At 41.3% G+C, this 19,536-nt stretch carries 13 protein-coding genes; 2 read left to right on the top strand and 11 right to left on the bottom strand.

Features of this window, described 5'->3' with window-relative positions:
- Window positions 1–56 precede the first annotated feature (56 nt).
- The 3 genes from ABDB91_RS16375 to ABDB91_RS16385 form a co-directional block, all read right to left on the bottom strand.
- Entirely contained in the window at window positions 57–2,576 is a 2,520-nt protein-coding gene (locus ABDB91_RS16375; RefSeq protein ID WP_347488749.1) for a YceG family protein, read from the bottom strand.
- Window positions 2,577–2,747: 171 nt separating this feature from the next.
- Window positions 2,748–4,148: an N-acetylmuramoyl-L-alanine amidase family protein gene (locus ABDB91_RS16380; protein ID WP_347488750.1), complete on the bottom strand. Its 1,401-nt coding sequence runs from the start codon at window positions 4,146–4,148 to the stop codon at window positions 2,748–2,750.
- Between the two features lie 323 nt (window positions 4,149–4,471).
- On the bottom strand, window positions 4,472–5,767 hold the full coding sequence (locus ABDB91_RS16385; protein WP_347488751.1) for a helix-turn-helix domain-containing protein: 1,296 nt from the start codon (window positions 5,765–5,767) through the stop codon (window positions 4,472–4,474).
- A 265-nt stretch (window positions 5,768–6,032) separates the two neighbouring features.
- On the opposite strand from ABDB91_RS16385, the gene ABDB91_RS16390 reads away from it, so the two are divergent.
- The gene (locus ABDB91_RS16390) at window positions 6,033–7,457 is read left to right on the top strand and encodes a sigma 54-interacting transcriptional regulator (RefSeq protein WP_347488752.1); all 1,425 of its coding nucleotides are present in this window, start codon (window positions 6,033–6,035) and stop codon (window positions 7,455–7,457) included.
- A 360-nt stretch (window positions 7,458–7,817) separates the two neighbouring features.
- On the opposite strand, the gene ABDB91_RS16395 is transcribed toward ABDB91_RS16390, so the two are convergent.
- The 5 genes from ABDB91_RS16395 to ABDB91_RS16415 form a co-directional block, all read right to left on the bottom strand.
- Complete coding sequence (locus tag ABDB91_RS16395) at window positions 7,818–9,134, bottom strand: MFS transporter (RefSeq protein WP_347488753.1); 1,317 nt, start codon at window positions 9,132–9,134, stop codon at window positions 7,818–7,820.
- A gap of 114 nt (window positions 9,135–9,248) precedes the next feature.
- The gene (locus ABDB91_RS16400) at window positions 9,249–10,010 is read right to left on the bottom strand and encodes an SDR family NAD(P)-dependent oxidoreductase (RefSeq protein WP_347488754.1); all 762 of its coding nucleotides are present in this window, start codon (window positions 10,008–10,010) and stop codon (window positions 9,249–9,251) included.
- A 15-nt stretch (window positions 10,011–10,025) separates the two neighbouring features.
- Window positions 10,026–11,654, bottom strand: coding sequence for a long-chain-fatty-acid--CoA ligase (locus ABDB91_RS16405; RefSeq protein ID WP_347488755.1), 1,629 nt, complete (start codon window positions 11,652–11,654; stop codon window positions 10,026–10,028).
- A gap of 111 nt (window positions 11,655–11,765) precedes the next feature.
- Complete coding sequence (locus ABDB91_RS16410) at window positions 11,766–13,193, bottom strand: 4-hydroxyphenylacetate 3-hydroxylase family protein (RefSeq protein WP_347488756.1); 1,428 nt, start codon at window positions 13,191–13,193, stop codon at window positions 11,766–11,768.
- Between the two features lie 483 nt (window positions 13,194–13,676).
- Window positions 13,677–14,144: a Spy/CpxP family protein refolding chaperone gene (locus ABDB91_RS16415; RefSeq protein ID WP_347488757.1), complete on the bottom strand. Its 468-nt coding sequence runs from the start codon at window positions 14,142–14,144 to the stop codon at window positions 13,677–13,679.
- A gap of 607 nt (window positions 14,145–14,751) precedes the next feature.
- On the opposite strand from ABDB91_RS16415, the gene ABDB91_RS16420 reads away from it, so the two are divergent.
- Window positions 14,752–15,462 carry a response regulator transcription factor gene (locus ABDB91_RS16420; RefSeq protein WP_347488758.1) on the top strand — a complete coding sequence of 237 codons (711 nt, stop codon included), beginning with the start codon at window positions 14,752–14,754 and terminating at the stop codon, window positions 15,460–15,462.
- A gap of 360 nt (window positions 15,463–15,822) precedes the next feature.
- On the opposite strand, the gene ABDB91_RS16425 is transcribed toward ABDB91_RS16420, so the two are convergent.
- From ABDB91_RS16425 to pstC, 3 genes are all read right to left on the bottom strand, one after another.
- The gene (locus ABDB91_RS16425) at window positions 15,823–17,448 is read right to left on the bottom strand and encodes a methyl-accepting chemotaxis protein (protein WP_347488759.1); all 1,626 of its coding nucleotides are present in this window, start codon (window positions 17,446–17,448) and stop codon (window positions 15,823–15,825) included.
- A 188-nt stretch (window positions 17,449–17,636) separates the two neighbouring features.
- Complete coding sequence (gene pstA / locus ABDB91_RS16430; protein ID WP_347488760.1) at window positions 17,637–18,521, bottom strand: phosphate ABC transporter permease PstA; 885 nt, start codon at window positions 18,519–18,521, stop codon at window positions 17,637–17,639.
- Window positions 18,518–19,408 (bottom strand): phosphate ABC transporter permease subunit PstC, encoded by an 891-nt coding sequence (gene pstC, locus ABDB91_RS16435; RefSeq protein ID WP_347488761.1) that lies wholly within the window; start codon window positions 19,406–19,408, stop codon window positions 18,518–18,520. The genes pstA and pstC overlap by 4 nt, the downstream gene beginning before the upstream one ends.
- Window positions 19,409–19,536: the final 128 nt, after the last annotated feature.

Below are 19,536 nucleotides of genomic sequence, written 5' to 3' on the forward strand. Positions count from 1 at the left end.
GTGCCTTCTTTTGCGGGATTAGCACATTACCATTGTATTGATGGGCGTCTCTTTTTTCAAAGGTCGTTTTTAATGATTACAGGAATGCTCCTTATTCTTTGTGAGACATTGTTTAGGAAAACACTAAATTTACTTTCATCATTCGGCTTGATATTAAGGTCAGGTACTTCTAAATCAAATTGTACTGATGGCAGCTGGTGGATATCCAACAGATTTTCTTTTAGCTTGAGTTCAATATTGTTATAGTTGGTTGGTGTAAAAATAGCTATATCTATACCGACCAGATTTAGAAAGGCTATAATGATAGCATCTTCATCGCTGAAAATATCCTTGGCGGCATCATAAATAACCATTTTGGGTATATAGCCGGGGTAATCAAAAACCTCCAACAAGTTTAATATATTTTCATCCATATTCAAAATAGTCATTAATACTTTTAAATGCAGCTCTTTATCATTATTAATAAATATATCTGCTTTAATTAACTCCTCAACCTTGTTAATGATAAATTCTTGCAATGAGTTTCTTAAATAACCGTACTTATAAAAGTCACTTTTATATAATCTTTCTCTATCTATTAAGCCCGAATTATTGAATAAAAATGCCGATGCGTATAAATCACGCTTGCTGTAACTTATTTTAGTAAAGGGAACACTGGTTATTACGTGAGTATTTTTAGAAGCGCTTAGATCGCTTACGTCATGCCAGTACCGCCCCAATTCCTTGTGGGTACCCTTAATCTTAGCAAAAAGATTCGGCACATAAACAGTATTGTTGACCACTTTAAATTCGGGCCTCACTCTGGCTTCCTCCGGCCAGAGAATTTTCAGTTCATCATACGTAGTTCTTAAAGTTATCGGCTTGGTCATACTGTTTTCAAACTGCCAGGGTTTAAACAACCCTACATCATCGCTATAAATAACTTGTTCTATTTCCTGGGATGCATTGTAGGCAACGGTAGCTTTACGAACTTTTCGCTCATTCTCAGGAAATTGTTCCGATTCTTTACTAAGCTCATTTTGTGCAAGTTTCGTATATTCTTCCCTGGGATCAATTTGTTTAAAAACGTCATCTTCTTTTATATCGGAATTAATATATAAAACATCACAGCCAATTTTGGAGAAATAAATTAACAGATATACCTCGTGACTTTTAATATCTCCGTAATATACAATTTTAGGGCTATCTTTAAAATCAGATACCTTATATAAGCTTTTAAAGTATTTGTTAATCCAGCCAATCATTTTTAGTGCGAAATTTTCCAACTTAGATATGTTATTGTTGGGCTCAAGCTCATCAAACAAGTAAATTATATCCTTAAAAGCTGTGTTTATCGTGTTGTTTAACGGCTGGTTTATGGTAGTGGGCAGGATCTGTGCGTTAATCACTTTATTTATCAAAAAATCCTTTTCACTGCCATAAAGCAGTAATACCTTGGCTCGTCCCAATTTATCCTTATAAAAAGCAATTTCATTATTCTCAGGTACAGTTAATTGGTTTGTTATTCTTATATATCCATTTCGTCTGCTTCTTAGATCTTTATCCATTTGGTAAAGCCTGTTATAATATTCGTCAACTTCCGTATCCATTGTCCCGCTTACCCCAATATACCTATAAAAGTATACCGGCCAAACAGGTGCCGGATGGCCAAGGTAGCCGCTTCTTTTATTTAACGGCACCATTATATCTTGCAATATGTTATTGGTATTTTTCAGCTTGACAACAGCGGAGCAGCCCATGGTTGGCACTACTTGATACAGTTGTTCCATGTTAACCGGCTGTTTCGGTTTACCGCCTGCTTTTATAGGCGGGCTTTTAAGTTTAATTTTAATTCTTTCTTCCCGGAGCATCGAAAATCGATTGCTGTTGTCTGCTTTTTGATAACCCAGATCGGAGTGAGGATTGATATATAGAACATCACAACCGATTTGGGACAACAAAATCAAAAAAAATGCCGCGTGTTTCTTAATGTCTCCGTAATATAGAATTTTTGGGTTCCATGGAGACTTTACTTTATATAATTCCGGAATATACTCGTGCATCCAAAGGAGCAATTTGGAGATAAAATTTTTTACCTTGCCTATATTTACAGAAGTTTCCTTTTTTATATACTCTTTAAGAACAATTTTAAAAGCGGCTTTTATTTCTGCAACAATTACGGGAAACAATTTGGCCTTTTCTATGATATCACATAAAATATCCGCCTGTAGGCCGTATTCAGAAGTGTTTAAAGAGCGGCCGTTCGCAAGCCGGTCTTCATGTGTACCATTATTAAAAAAGCTATCCTCAACTAATGAAGCAAAAGTTTCATTGATTTTATTATTAAGGTATTCATTATAAGGAATGGGTATATTTTCAATAAAGTATAAATAAAGATCGCCCAAATTAATTAATTTTTGGTGCAATAAAGCTGTTTTGTCAATAAATTCTGTTTGGTTGTTAAAACCTATTATTCTGTAAAAATAAACACATCTTTTATCGCTGTGCCGGGAACGTTCTTTTAATGGCAGCAGTATATCGTTATATATATCGTCTGATTGTTTTAATACAACATGCTTAGTTCCATAAGTTACCATTAAGAACTACCTTTCATTATATAATATGGTCATACAAGTTTATTATAATAGCTCGTATAATATTTGAAAACAAACAACCATATTATTGCAACTTTTGGCAAGAATAAATCGTATTTAGGCAATGATATCTAAAAATGCCTGTAGCTCATCGTAAACTACAGGCACTTTTATTTAGCGCTGATACTTTATTATCCCTTCCACAATACCCCGCACAATATCCTTTTGGTTTTCCGGATCCCAAAGAAAATCTTCCTCCTTGGGATTGCTGATAAACCCGGTTTCAATGAGGATAGCGGGCATCAAGGTATTCTTAATCACATAAAACCCCGCTTCTTTAACTTTTCTATTGACTTGTCCGGTTTGCATAAGTATCGAATCCAGCATATCTTGAGCCAGCTTGGGATCGGAACCATAGTATTTGAAAACTTCAAGTCCCTCAACCGAAGAATTAGCCGCACTATTCGCATGGATACTGATAAAAGCAAAGGCATTGGTACGGTCGGCTATATCTACCCGTTCTTCCAAGGACACAAAACTATCGTCCGACCTGGTTAAAATCACCGTATAACCTTCGTTTTCCAACGCAGTTTTAAGTTGATTGGTTATATCAAATACCAGGTCTTTTTCATATTTTCCCGAATATCCAACGGCCCCTACGTCTTTACCTCCATGCCCGGCGTCAAGAATGATTAATTTATCGTCAAGCTCCGGCGCTTGGGGCTGATCAGCAGGGTCGTTTGTCTCGGTCGGCGTGGTTGCATCATCCGGCCCAGTTGGTTCGGCTGGATCAGTTGCATCGGATGATGATTGGCCGGGGTACTCAAGCCTAATTATTAATGAATCATTATTTTCTTCCGCCTGATAATCCACTACACCAGTTAAATCTAAAACAACACGAGTGGTGGTATTGTCTAACTGGCCTGTCCTAATCGATGAAAGCAATTTATCCTCAAGTCTAATTAATTCATCCGCTTGGTTGGTGGTATTCGGCAAATCAATAACCAGGCGATCAGGATTGCCGAGCTTAAAAATTCTGTTATCCCCATCTTCAACATCTAGTTCTAACAGCAACTCCAGATCATTTGATTCAGTATTTATTTCTTTTAACGTTCGCAAGTTGTCCGACTGACCGGAGTTTATCCAGGTTATATCAACTTTTAAACCTGCCGATGTGCCATGCGCATCCACACGACACCCCAGTGATTCACCAATAAACCGCAACGGTACCATAGTGCGGCCATTAACCACCTGGGCCGCCACATCCAGCTGAATTTGACTATTGTTTTTATAAGCTGCTTTTTGATTTATAGGAAGCTTGATAGTAAGGTCATCCTTCTGGCCAAAAGCGGCATTTATGCCGCTGTCAAACCACACCTTCGCGCCCAAGGCCTCAAATATTTGTCTGAACGGCACAAGAGTCCTGTTGGATGAGGCATCTACTATTGGCTGGACATCAAAGTTTACCGGTTCTCCATCTACGCAAACATCAACGCCGGCAAAAGCTTGCGGAACATACAGCACCCAAAAAGCCACAACTGTTATCAACATTATTAAGTTTTTAGTTCGAAACATTATCAGCACCAACCCCCAACATAATCACGGCCTTGAATAAAGCCGCATAAACAATATAGTCTATAGTTTATACGATACTTATCGTCAATTTGTTCCACTAATTCTTATATTAATTGGTGAATTTGTCAATAGCTCTGCCTACAGGTATATTTATAAGTTCTGCAGTAAAAAGTTAAAATCCCCTTACCAAAAGTAAAAGGATTTTAATCACGGCGCTTAAAGGCAAAGCTTTGTGCCATCCGGCTCGGTAAATACCGTAGACTATTTATTAATAAGATGCTTTATATTACTATAATGTAATATTCCCCATTATAGGAAGTTATTTAATCCTCCCGGGAATTACCGGTTAAGCATTTTTGCATTTTATAAATTTTAAGTGCCAACAATATTTCGGCCATGCATTCTAACTTGGACAAGTCTGCTTTAAGTATTTTTTCAATTTTATTAATTCTGTAGCGCAGAGAATTGACATGAATAAATAATTTTTCAGCAGTCAAAGAGTTATTGCAATTATTATCCACATAAGCAATTAAGGTGTTATATAATTCGGTATTATGCTGTTGGTCATAATCAATTAGCTTCCCTATTTTTTGCTCGTAAAAATTATTCAGTTGGCCGCCGATTTCCTTGTTATTACATATATCATACAAAATACCATAGATGCCAAGTTCATCAAATAAAATAAAAGCACTCTCTTCCGCCATCATCAATCCGAGCTGTAAAGAATAATGAGCTTCTTTATAACCCTTCCCTAGATTATAGTCACATCTGAATATGGACTGACCGGTAAAAAGCAGTTTAGACCCTGCAGGAATTTCATGGCTTATTTTTTTGTAAACTTTTCTCATTAAATCAACGGTGCCCAGCTTATCTACATCCTTTAATCGGACTAAAATAATTTGCATATTATTGTATGTCAAGTGCAAAAAGTTTTCACCAATAAATTGTCGCAAATCACTTTTTATAATTTGCGTGAAATGCGTATTTTTACCGTTATCATTACCGGAAATATCATATGCAGCGATAAAGACAAGATGCGGCTCGGATAAGTTTCTTCCCCAGGCACGAGATACCAGGTTCAACTTCTCTTTATCTTGATCTGTATTTAAAAAAAGGTCTATGATAAATTCCGTTTTATATTTCTGTTCCATCAATAACAAATGATTTTCACGATCCAACTCCAGGGCTAATACTTGAGCAATTACTTGAAGATACTCGCTAAGCTGGTGATTTAGATAGTTACCTTCGACGACGGCAAGCAAAAAGGCTATTTTTTTGCCTTTTTTTAAAACCGGAATGACAAAACAATCAGCGTTACTATCATCAATTTGTACATTTATTTGTTCAGGTACCTTTTCAGCACAACACGTTTTACATTTGTCCATACCTAAAAAGGCAAGGGTCAAGACAACACTGGGAGATCGTTTATAGCCGGTATAATAAATTACCTTTCCGGCTGAGGAAATCAATAAAATTTTCTGTTCCAGCTTCACGTAAATTGCATCCATGATCCCCCGAATGCCTTTTCCCTCCAATAACATCTCAATTAACTGCCTATAAACATCGTTATTAAATTTAGGGGAATTAAAACTTTTATCGCCTAGCGCCGATAAACCCATCTGCCGAGATAAAATGTTAATCCCTCCCCAAACATATATTTAATCAGCCTAAATGGACAAACAAGACAAGTAATGATACATTATAAATAGATGCAAAAGTTATTATGTTCTGACCTTTCTGAATTTCAAAGCAAGAAACATACCATTACTTATATGTCAGTATCATCAGGATTTTAATTCATAACCTGAGCTGTATTATAATATTGCTGTGCAGAACGGCACTTCCTTTTGTGCAATTCTACACAACGGAAGGGAGGCTAATGAGATGTTATCCGCCGCATGCACTTCTTCAGATAATTTTCCTAAACCCGATGTTTACTTTAACGTTAAAAACAAAAGAAAAGCCGGTTCTTCCACCGTAAAAAAACAAAATTTCACTCACGGGGAAGATGCTTACGGGTTGTGGATAACCGACGGCAGGGGTTATAATATCGCAGCCAGTAAAGGGTATGAAACAATAAGCGGCTTGGAAGCAAGAGATTTTATCGGCTTGCATATGAGCGAAATGGTCAAACAAAGGGTACTTGATAATTCGGTAACCCTTAAGGTGCTTACGGAGAAGAAATCTTTAATTATCCCCCAGACCATTTTAACTAATAAGAGAAAGTTAATCGCATACGGCACACCTATATATGATCAAGGCGGTGACATAATTTTTGTAGTTACTACTGTAAAACCCGATGTCAATTTAAACGGCCTAAAGAATAATATCCATACCCAGGTTTACATTGACGGAATAGGAAAAATAGTCTCCAAGAGCTCGGCCATGCAAGACGTATTGGCCAAAGCCAGCCGGGCGGCCTGCTATAACTCCACGGTAATTATCACCGGTGAATCGGGTGTAGGGAAAGAGGTTATAGCCAAATTAATTCACCATTTAAGCCCGCGCGGCAACGGCCCTTTTATTAAGATTAATGCAGGGGCAATCCCACCGGAGCTGTTTGAATCAGAACTATTCGGGTACAAAGCCGGAGCGTTTACCGGAGCCGCCCGCGGCGGCAAAAAAGGTCTGGCCCAAGCCGCTCATAAGGGCACTCTTTTTCTCGATGAAATCGGTGAGCTAACAAAATCAATGCAGGTAAAACTATTAAGATTGCTACAGGAGCGAGAATACCTGCCCATAGGGGCGCTACAACCGGAGAAAGTAAATGTAAGATTCATTGCTGCAACAAATCGTAATCTGCATAAGCTTGTTGACCAGGGTAAATTCCGAGAGGATTTGTTTTACCGGTTAAATGTAATTCCCATTAATATACCACCGCTACGCGAAAGGCCCGAAGATATTTGCTCACTGATCAATCACTTTTTCCAAAAGCTAAATATGAATTTTACGGTCGAAAAGACTTTTACATCCGATGCCATGTCCTCATTGGTTTCTTATAACTGGCCAGGTAATGTTCGGGAATTGGAAAATTTAATTGAGCGGCTTGTTGTATTTTATCCAAATACAACAGTTAACGGTAGTATTATTCAAGAAGAGTTAGGCCTATTAAATTTAACTCCTGGATTGGATATTAATAAATCAGAGTTTACAAACTTACCAAATGCGGTACAGGAATTTGAAAGGAAATTAATCATAAAATTTTTGTCTTTAAGCAATAGTAATTCCTTCGAGGATATAGCCAAAGAACTGGGTATTCACCGTACTACATTAATTCGCAAATTGCAAAAATACAATATCAATATATAATGAATATAATTAACCTTAAAATATTATCAACTAAAGATTAAGGCTATAACAACCTCGGACAAGCTATTGAAAAGTTATTATTATAATTGGTTTTCAATAACATAGTTAGATAATTAAACAAAAAAAATAAACCAGCTTATTTTTTAAACTGGTTAAAATAAAAGTGTCATTTTATCAATTATATCCCACAGAATATTGTTGCTTTATAAATCATTCTCATTGCCATAGATATCATCACAGAGATTCATGTATTGAATTAATGCTATCTACTGAATAACATAGATTCAACTAATTATCCCACATCACAGAAAAATATTACTTTACTAAACTAACCACATAGACGGTGTAAAAATTTGAAAATCATACTTTAATACCAAGGTCCGATGAGGGATCACTAACTCTTTTACCAAAATCATAGGTCCTTTCGCTTAAGAAGAGAGTGAAAATTAAACCTACTATAGCAATCCCTGAGAAAAAGGCAAATACCTGAGTGTAAAAAATTCCTTGAGCATTTTGGATAACTAGAAATCCTGCAACCAGCGGGGCAATAAAGGACCCAAATTGACCAATACCGTTTGAAATACCCACCGCTGAACCTAATATTTCTTTTGGGTACCTAATCTGTGGGTATCCGTAAATAACTCCAAACGACAAGTTGGTAAAAAACCCCAGAAGAATTAGCATTAGGATAAGAAGACTAGTATTACCCTGCGGAACTTTGGCAATTGACAATAAAACAGGTATGCTACAAATAAAAGACGCTGCTAAAACAGGTTTTACTCTACCTTTGAATACCTTATCCATCAGCCATCCACCGGTCATCATAGCAAAGAAAGCCGCCACATAGGGTAGTGATGCAAAAAAGCCCATGGTTTTTATACTAAACTGATACTGCTCATATAAAAACGAGGAAATCCAACTTGTACTGCCCCAATAAATGCCTAACACACAAAATAGGACCAGGGAATAGCTCCAGAAGCTTGTATCTTTAAATAGAATGCCAAACGCCTGTTTAGTGCTAATCTTTGCCATGCTTTCTTCCTTACCCACTTGTATTAAGCCCGCATTAATATAATCGCATTCTTCTTTAGATATCTTTCCTTTTGCCAAAGCATCTTTAGGGCTATCTTGAATAAAATAATACAACAAGACTATTCCGATTACACCAAGGACAGCCAAGCAATAAAATACCGGCCTCCAGCCATTTAAGACGGTAGCTAACCAGGTAACCGTTATAGGAATGATTGCCGGCGCTACAGCCCAGGTAGTTGAGAAAAAGCCCGTGGCCCGTCCCTTTTCCTCTTTGGGAAACCAATTCGCAATTGCTTTATTTGCCGGTGCAAAATGATGTCCCTCACCTAATCCAAGACCCAAACGTATAATAATGAATTGGGTAAAGTTTTTTACCAGCCCGGTAACGAAAGTTACCAGCGAAAAAACAATAATAGCAATGCTCATTACTTTTTTAGGGCCAATCCGATCGGACAACCAGCCAGCAGAAAATTGAGCAAGGGCATACGCAAAGAAAAATACCGATGCAGCCGTACCAATCTGACCATGAGTAAAGTTCAGTTCCTCCCTAATAATTGGAAGAAACGTTAAAACGCTTGTCCTGTCAAAATAATTGATAATATAAAGCAACCATATAACAATTAATATTGTCCAACGGGCTTTCATATTAATAATCATTCCTTTCTTGAAAGAATCTTCTTCACACTATAAAATTTTCGTATGTGAAATATTAATGTTTTCCAAAAAGTCTGAATATTTTAATTAAAAAATATATAGCTTTTAAAGTATAGTCCATCCGCCATCTACATAAATAATGGTTCCAGTAATAAAACTTGAGGCATCTGAACCTAGAAAAATAGCCGGCCCAATAATTTCTTCAGGCTCTCCTAGCCTTTGCATTGCATTTCTATTTTTAACACTATCATACCATTCCTTGTTTTCCATTACTTGGCGAACCAAAGGGGTTTTCATATAAGCTGGTGCAATGGCATTGACAGTTACCCCGTAAGGTGCCCATTCCACCGCAAGTACCTTGGTCATTTGATTAATCCCACCCTTGCTGGTAGCATAAGCAATTTGTTTTTTCATACAGACAGTGCCAAAAATCGATGACATATTAACCATTCTGCCCCTGCGCTGTTTAATCATTATCCCACCAATGTTTTTTGCACAAAGATAAACCCCTTTTAAATTAATTCTTATGACTCTATCCCATTCTTCTTCAGTTAATTCCAAAGCCTCTTTCCTAATGTTTATTCCTGGTACATTATAGGCAATATCAATCGAGCCGAACTTATCCAAAGCATAATCAACCATTTGTTTAACTTCAATTGCATCGGAAACATCTACTTGTAACCCAGCAGCTATATAGCCCATTTTAGAAATTTGATCAATTGTGTCATCAGCACTATGACGGGGACTTCCCACGGCAATTACGTTTGCTCCATAAGCGGCTACACCTAAAGCAATTTGTTGCCCCAAACCGGAAGCCGCCCCTGTTACAATAACTGTTTTACCCGTTAAATCAAATAACTTTTTCATTTAACTCTCTTCCTCCTAATTTTTAATATGCATTTCCCGCAAAACATTTTTCATTACTTTCCCATTGGGGTTTTTGGGCAGTTCGGTTAAGAACTCAACAAGCTTTGGCACTTTATATTTGGCCAACCGCTCTCGTACCCAATCTTGCACCTCTTCAACATCCAGGGAAGCGCCCGGGCGAGAAACAATGAAAGCTTTCACAACCTCACCGAAAACTTCATCCGGCACGCCCACCACCGCAGCTTCCATAACCTTGTTATGGCTGTAAAGAACATCTTCCACTTCAACGCAAAAAATTTTTTCACCGCCCCGGTTGATCATGTCCTTGATGCGGTCCATGATATACACATAGCCATCTTCATCAATTTTAGCTATATCACCCGTGTGCAGCCAGCCATCAACGATAGCCTTTTGGGTAGCCTCAGGGTTTTCCCAGTATCCGGGAGTAAGGTTGGGCGAATTAATCAACAGTTCCCCCTCGGTATTGGGCGGCAAATCCTCTCCGGTTACCGGATCGGTAATTTTACATTTGTTTACTGGAAACGGCAGGCCAATGGACCCCGGCTTTCTAAGAGCATCCTCCTTGGGCATACAGGTCCCGGGGGACGCAATTTCAGTAAGACCGTAAGTATTATGCAACTCTATGCCCGGCAACCAATCCTTGAGCATTCTTACCGTCTCGCCGGACATGGGCGCTCCCCCGAAACCCGCTACCCGTAAATGTGACAAATCATATTTACGATGTTCGGGATGCATTAACATCATCACATAAATAGTAGGTACCACAATCATACTGGTGACTTTTTCCCCCGCAAGTATCCGTAACATTTCGTCTGTTTTGTAGATGGGCATGAGAACAATGCCGCAACCCAGATTGATATACGTTAGTAATTGGGCGTAAAGACCCGTAACGTGGAACAAGGGTACAGCAATAACTGTTCTGTCCTCCGAAGTTAGGTTATAAATTCTTTTATAACTGATCATGGTATGAATAACGTTAAAATTAGTGTTCATCGCCCCTTTGGGTAGTCCTGTGGTGCCGGAGGTATACATAATAAACGCTACATCATGTTCGTCAATTTGTTCCGTAACGGTCTCCGAAGCATCGGTGTCGATCAAACCAACAAAGGGCCTGGTGCCTTCAATTTCCCGGCCGACCACAAAAAATTCCCGACAGCAGATAATAGAATTTAACACCGGCTTTATATTCACCCACCAACTGTCATTGAGCACCAACAAGCTGGAACCGGAATTATTAATCATAAATTCCAGTTCAGCACTCTTAAGCCTGGTATTCAACGGCACCCCAATGCACCCCAATTGAGCAACGGCATAAAGGCTAATCACAAAGGGAATACCGTTGGTCAATAAAATGGCCACCCGATCGCCTTTTTTAATGCCATACTCATTGCGCAGGGCATAAGCCATGTTATTGACCCGCTTGTTTAATTCTCCATAAGTAATTCGCTCATCCCCCATGACCAAAGCCACTTTTTTAGGAAAACGCCGGGCGCTGTTTTGCAATGTTTCGATTACTGTTTCCGGTCGGTCAGCATAAACGTTGACAGTTACCCCGTTGACGGTTTCTTTAACAATACCTTCAGTAAAACCCGGCGCCCACAGGTCTTTACCAACTGAAATCATAGAATCCCTCCTTTTGTTGCGAATGCTCATGCGATTTTTTTTATTACCTTTTGGACTTCTATTCATCTTTGATTTCAACGATTTTATTGTTATTGGGTGAGGGACTAAAAGTTAGTATTTTATCCCTGCCAGCTCTTTAGCCAAATTCTTGCGCAATTCCAGGTTATAGTTCGACAATATAGCTATGGTTTCCATAATTGGAGAGCCTCCGCCATGCACGCCGGCATACTGCCACACAGCCCCAAAAGCAGAACAATTCAGGTCACTGATGCACCGGAAGCAACGCTGCTGATCCTCCGCTGTTATCCCTTCCTTTCTAACCATATACTTGTCCAACAATGGTTTTGTTTGCTCACTGAAAAAATCATCTTCATAGGGAAGAGTAGCGGGAAGCCCTCCTGCTATTTCCGTCAGAATCTCGTGTTCATGATAGATGTTTTCTCCGGCATGCCGTCTGCCCACATTACAATAAATTGGGTCGGGTACAAATGTCCCGGATAAGGATTTAGTCGCATTTATTGAACCCGCAATACCTGCACCGTATACCAGTTCGGCAACACCCATCAAATCAGCCAATTTTTCCCGGATATGCTGCGCTTTGGCTACACCGTTGTACTCAGCCACCAAAGCCGTCAGTCCCATTATTATATCTGTTACAGCCGGCTTACATCCGGTATAGCTATGTCGATGGAAAAGAGCAAATAATAGAGCCAATCTTCCCCCAAACTCGTATTCTCCACACATAAATACTCTGTTCCAAGGCACGAAAACATTATCAAAAATGATGAACCCGTCTGAACTGCCGTGTTCCGCCAGAGGACAATTTAAGTGGTTCCGTTTTCTTGGAGATGATGCTCTGTTGATGATATAAACCCCTTCACTATCACTCGGTATGCCAAATGCTACCGCATAATCGGCATCTTCTTTCTTTAATGCTCTTGTAGGTACCACCACTATTTCCTCGGCAAAGGAAGATGTAGTTATGTGCTGTTTGGCGCCTCTCACAACTATGCCGTCTTTTTTCTTCTCTACTACGCGGACGTAAAGGTCGGGATCGGGCTGCTGATGGGGCCTAAGTGAGCGATCACCTTTAGCGTCTGTTTGGGCACAGCAGCCGGTTATATCTTTTTCCTGCCAGTACCTCAAATATTCTAAAAAGCGCTGGTGATACTCTGTTCCCTTTGCGTCGTCTATTTCTTTTGTTGCTACGGAAAGTGCGTTCATGGCATCTATACCCATGCACCTCTGAATACAAAATCCCGATTTTCTAGTTAATAGTCTGGTCATCTCTTGTTTCTTTAAAAGATCCTCTTGACTTTGGTGCATATGTGTAAAACGGTTAATTGCCTTTCCTGTTATATGGGATGTTGCTGTAAGCGTTTTTTTATAATCTGGATGATTAACTAAATCGTAAGTCAATGCTATTACATTGATGCCCGGCATAATGCGAGGATCTACTCGTTCTACCAGTTCACCTCCCATGTATATATTTTTTTTCATTGATTTTAATCTTTCGATGTATTCGTGAGATGTAATCAAGCTTTATCAATCCTTTCTAATCTGATTTTTACCGGATCTTTAAGAATTATATTTCGACCCACCGGAACCTGTTATTCTAAATATTGGGCTTGTTGAGATTAACGTCGGCCATATTACATAAGCAACACCTCCACTATGAAGCACCGATTATTAAGTAGAAAAGCGTATGCTTCAGCAATAATTTTCATAAAGTTTCAACATGTAATAGTTTTGATATAATAGGTCTGAATCATCTTATATATCTTTATAAAAGACTTCTAAACGCTGGCATATTAGGCCTTTGTGAGTATACACAAAAACCATCTCATTCTTTTGTACTTTTTAACAAAGCATTAAAACGAATCAAGCAAAGTGAGGGTTAGGTTAATCATAACTTCAGCCAATAATCATTTAAAAAAACCACAGGGCGCCAGACAGAAACTTACCGCAAGTGAGCAAAATATAAAGGGGGCCAAGTCGCCCCCTTTACTCTAAAACAAATAATTACTGCGTATTACCGGCTCCCGGACCGCCCCTGAAACCGGAGCCTTTTTTACCTTTAAGCTCGTTCATCTTGGCCTGCTGCTCCGGAGTGAGTAAAGACCGGCACTGCTCCCTGCTCTGCTGAGCAATGCCTTTGATTTTTTCACGCAGATCATTTATTTCCTTGATCTTGGCGTCTACCTGAGTTTTGTCCGGGTTTTTCTGCAGCTGCAGCTGTTTTAATTCATGCATACTATCCATCAACTTAATGCGCAGCTCACGGGTTTGGGTATAGGTGTTTTGATTAATTTCCCGCATTTTAGCAATTTGCTGGTCGGTAAGATTTAAAGCTTCCGCAAAGCCGGCCCGGTTACAATTATTCAGCATACGCGGGCCGTCACACCAACCGACACCGGCAGCCGCAGCTACCTGGACAATGCCAAATACCAAAAGTAATGCAACGGTTAAAAGCAATATTTTCTTCTGCATAGCCACATCTGTTTTCTTAAAACCTAAACAAATTGTTTATCCAGGTTTTACCCCTGCCAACTAATAGCCAAAGGGCCAAAGACAGGAGGCAGTTTCACAGCATGCAACTGTTAAATTATAGCTTTGCCTGTGTTCCGGATAACTTGCCTATAATGCTCATCTCCCACATTATCAATCTTGACAGTTGCATTGCTTTATTGCAATTGTGAGACTGCAAAAAACAGGTTGTTTCACCTCCTTCCTTCGTTTATTACGCAATAGTTTTACCTCTGCTGCGTTAACTTTAGTCTGCCCAATAATTATGGATAAACTGTGCATAAAAAATGGAAAGTCCGCGGAAATAAAGAAGAGCGGGGATAACAATATATGGTTTGGTTATGCGTGACAAGCTATTCTCATTAGTCATAAGCATCAGCCGCCCGGTAATCGCCAAATAGATGAGGAACTATCCAAAGAAGGAGCATTTTTATAAAAAAAAAGTGTATTCGTGAACTATAAAAGGTTTACATTAACTTAACTAATTCTTAAATAGTTTAAAATCAAACCTTTACAACATTGTTTTATTATTAATATATACAACATTTATTAGTATTGGGAAGGTGCCTGCATGAGCTTGAAAATACTTGTAGTGGATGATGAGAAAAACATACTGGAGCTGATCTCATATAATCTAAAACGCGAAGGATATACGGTTTTTACCGCCGAAAACGGTCTTGATGTTTTGCACATATCAGAAGAAGCCAAACCCGACCTGATCATCCTTGATATCATGCTGCCGGGTAAGGACGGCATTGAAGTATGCAAGCAATTAAGATTTAACGCAAGCACCTCTGATATACCCATTATCATATTAAGCGCCAAAGATGAAGAAATAGACAAGGTTGTCGCACTGGAAATAGGCGCCGACGATTACGTAACCAAACCATTCAGCATACGGGAACTTCTGGCCAGGATAAAAGCTAACCTCAGACGAGTAATGCAAAAGGACGAGCAAGTAACGCAGTCTCACAAGGAAACCGACTTGGTTTTTGACAATCTCCGCATCAGACCACAAGCTTACGAAGTATACATTGACGAAAAACGAGTGGAACTTTCCCCCAAAGAATTTGAAATACTAAATTTACTGGCTGCCAACCCCGGACGTGTCTTTACCAGAGATGCGTTATTGGAAAAAGTATGGGGATTTGACAGCGTACGTGAAACCAGAACCGTGGACGTACACATAAGGTACCTGAGGCAAAAAGTTGAGCCTGATCCGGCGAATCCTCAATTTATTGAAACCATCAGAGGAATTGGCTACCGTTTTAAGGATAGGTAGGGGAACGAGAAATCCTTTTAATCTGTGCAATCCCATGCCGCCCCTATTCCCGGCAATCCGCACCGCCTTGCCGCCTGCTCCAGTTTCATCCCCGCTGTTTATCGCTATCCCCGGCTGCCCCTGCTATTCCCGCCTGCCCCTTCATATATCAGTTTCATTATCTAAACAACATTTTCCGCCCTACGGCCTCGAATCGGTCATACTCATTGATCATATTTATTGGCCATGCAAGGCTTGGATATATGGCTTATTGGTATATACACATGCACGTGCGGCAAAATCTAAAGCCGGCATCAAATTACATATTGGAAACGGAAGCAAAGGACCGACACTTTGCTTCCGTTTGTCCTATTCCCCCTATTAAACCGAATTAAATTTACTTAAATGCTCATTTATTTTTTCGGCCAGCTCAGCCAGCTTCCGGGCCAAGTCGGCTATTTGCCGGGCTGAAAATTCCGATTCGCCAGTTTCACTTCCAACACCGGCCATTTGCTGAATGGTTGCCGCAATCTGGCTAATGCCTGCAGCAACTTCATTAGTTTGATGTGATATTTCCGCAATATAACCATCTGTAATATTGACCCGGTCAAGAATGCCGTCCAAGGCGTGCTGCGCTTTTACAGTAGCCGTGGATCCTTCCTCGACCATTTTACCGGCGGCATTTACATGTTCTTGCACTTTTAAGCCTTGCTCACGTATATCCTCAACAATCCGGCCCACTTTTTCTGTCGCTGCGACAGTATCGTCGGCCAACCGGCGCACCTCACCTGCAACAACTGCAAATCCCCGCCCCATTTCCCCTGCCCTGGCCGCCTCTATGGAGGCGTTAAAGGACAAAAGCGTGGTTTGTTGGGAAATATCCTTTATTACAGTTAGTATTTCATTTATTTTATGTATATTATCAACCAATTGCTGCATCGTAATAGCGCCCCTGGATGTGGTTTCCATATTGTCTCCGATTTTAGCAAATACGGTTTTTAATGCGGACACACTTTGTTCGGCGGAGCTCATCATCTCGCCGCTGGCCTTTTCCGCCCGGGCAACTTGACCGGCTACCGAAACCATTACTTCATTAATGGAAACAGCTCGGGATTCCGTCGCGGCAGCGATTTCCAGCTGGCTTTGAGATACCAGCCGCATTTTTTTGCTGGTACCCAGCAGGCTTAGCTCAGCGTCACGAAACTGGTTGATCATGCCCCCCAACTGCCCCAGCATATTATTAAAGCTTTGCCCCAGCACTTTAAACTCCAACCCTACCCCTTTCTCCCGCGCCCTGACGGATAAATCGCCCCTGCTGGCCTGAGCCATGACACTGCATAAATCATCCAAAGGCCCGGTAAATCTACGTGCTTGCCTAAGGCAAATCAAAAATGCCGCAACCAGTGCCCCCACACCAAGACCCAATATTATATTGCGCAGATATATAACCGGCTGCAAAAAGTCAGCTTCCGCCAGTTTAATAACATATACCCAGTTGCGGCCCGGTATTTGCTGATAGGCAACCCTGTATTTCCGTCCATTACCCCACATTTCAGCTAAGCCGCTGCGAGCATTTAATATTTGTTTCAATGTTTTCTCCGGCAAGGAGTTGGTTTTATCGGTTGCCAGTACAGCCTTGCCGTAGTGGTCCAGGATAAAAATCTGCACGGGAGTGCCCCGAGAGGCAAATGCAGTCAGTTCAGCTTTAACCAAGTAATTGGTTTTACGCATGATTTCCGCGCTATTCACCGCGGAAGAGTAAAGATCGATTTTTTCGGCTACATTTTTAGCCGAGTTAATTAACATTTCATCGTTATAAAGCTGCAGCAAATCTTTACTCACAAGATATGTTGAAAATCCTTGCATAAGCAGTACAGCTAACAGTAAGGAAACCATTAGTATAAGTATTCTGTACTGAAATCCTAATTTATCTCCCAGACAATTGACCGGCCGACCGGATTTAAATCCGGCCAACCCAGCCATGATTCTAGCCGGAATTGCCAGCATGGATGCACATACTCCCTCTCTTTGATATCACTTGTAAATAAACAATAGCAACAATATCGTCTCCGGGCTGCGACTTTTCGCATGCGTTGACGCATACTAAAAACGGAACGAATGGAACCGCTTACCAGGGCCTTCTCCGATAAAAAAAGGAAGCAGCGGAACTGTCCCCGTGCTTCCCTTCCCATGGATTAAGCGGCTGTCAAACGCCTGTGGATGTAGCGGCCCAGCGAGCGGGCACCGAAATTGAAAGCCAGCACCACCATCACCAGCATGGCTGCCGAACCGTCCGCCACGCGCCGCACATCGGGGATGATACCTTCCGAGTTGACCTTCCATATGTGTACCGCCAGTGTTTCCGCAGGGCGGAAAGGGTTTAGCGGAGATGTGCCGCTAAAAATATTCCAATTCGTAAAATCCAGCGCCGGGCTGCTCATACCGGCGGTATATAATAAGGCCGCCGCCTCACCGAAGACACGCCCCGAGGTAATAATGATACCTGTTAGTAAAGCGGGAAAGGCACTGGGCATAATAATGCGCCAAATGGTCTGCCAGTGGGTGGCACCCAGGGCCAGACTGCCCTCGGCCAATTCACGGGATACACCACGAATGGACTCTTCCGAAACCCGTACTAAAAAAGGCAGGTTAAATACCGTTAAAGCCAGCGCCCCGGACATCAGTGAGTAACCCCAGCCCGTGGCATTGACAAAAAGCAGCAGGCCAAACAGGCCCACAACAATGGAGGGTAGTGAGGTCAATGTCTCAATGGCCACCCGCACCGCTTCGGCCAGTGGGCTGCGCCCGGCGTATTCAGCCAGGTAAATCCCGGCCAATAGACCAATGGGCACGGAAATAGCCATGGTGAGAAATAAAATATAAAAAGAATTAAAAATCTGCGGGCCAATGCCGCCGCCCGCCCTGATATTTTGCGACGGAGAGGTAATAAACTGCCAATCCACGGACTTCAAACCGTGGTAAAAAATATAGCCGATTAATGTGCCCAATATAAGCAAGACCAAGCCGGCGGCCACCCAAAACATGGCCGTAGCCATGCGATCCTTAGCCAGTGAGTTCATTGGACAGCCCCCTTTCTCACTACAAGCCTGATAATTAATATAAAGAACAGAGACATTAACAACAACAGCAAGCCCATCGACCAAAGAGCGTTATTCCAGGTGGTACCCATGACGGTGGCTCCCATATCCATAGTAATGGCGCTGGTCATGGTCATCATGGGGCTTAATATGGATGTAGGTATTTCCCGGGTATTGCCGATGACCATCTGCACTGCCAGCGCCTCACCAAAGGCTCTGGCCATGCCCAGCACCACAGCGGTAATGAGGCTCGAACGGGCCGCCGGTATTAGTACCATGCGAATAGTCTGCCAGCGTGTGGAACCCAGGGCATAAGAGGCATGCTTGTATTCCAGCGGCAAGGCACGCAGGCTATCCGTGGACACACTGATGATAGTAGGCAATATCATCACCGACAGCACTAAAAAACCGGCCAGCAGGCTAAAACCCCCACCGCCGAAATAAACCCTGATAAAGGGCACCAGCAAACTGAGTCCGATATAGCCGTACACTACCGACGGAATGCCGGCCAATAATTCAACCGCGGGCTGCAGCACCCGCTGCCCCCAGCCCGGGGCAATTTCCACGATAAACACCGCTACAATAATACCCAGCGGAGCGCTGATACCCACCGCCAGCAAAGATACCAGCAGCGAACCGATGATGAAAGCAGCGGCACCCATCTGCGGTCCGCCCTCACTTAAACTTCGCTCCGGCAGCCACTGATCACTAAATAGAAATTCCCCGGGACTGATTCCATTGACAAAAAAGGTAGCCAATCCTTTGGAGCTAATAAAGTAAATTATAGAAATGGTTAGTAAAATCACCAATGCCGCACAGAGCAAAGTTAAGCCACGTCCCGCCCTGTCAAAAAACAGTTTCCAGTTCATTAAAACATAACCGTTCCTTTCATTTTAGGATGCCAGGGGACAGAAGTATATTTCACTGTTTTGCCGTCCCCAAGTTTCCCCGCGCTCCGAACAGCAGAACATGGGAAGCAGGAGAACCTTTCCCCCTT

Source organism: Desulfoscipio sp. XC116 (assembly GCF_039851975.1).
Lineage (GTDB): Bacteria > Bacillota > Desulfotomaculia > Desulfotomaculales > Desulfallaceae > Sporotomaculum.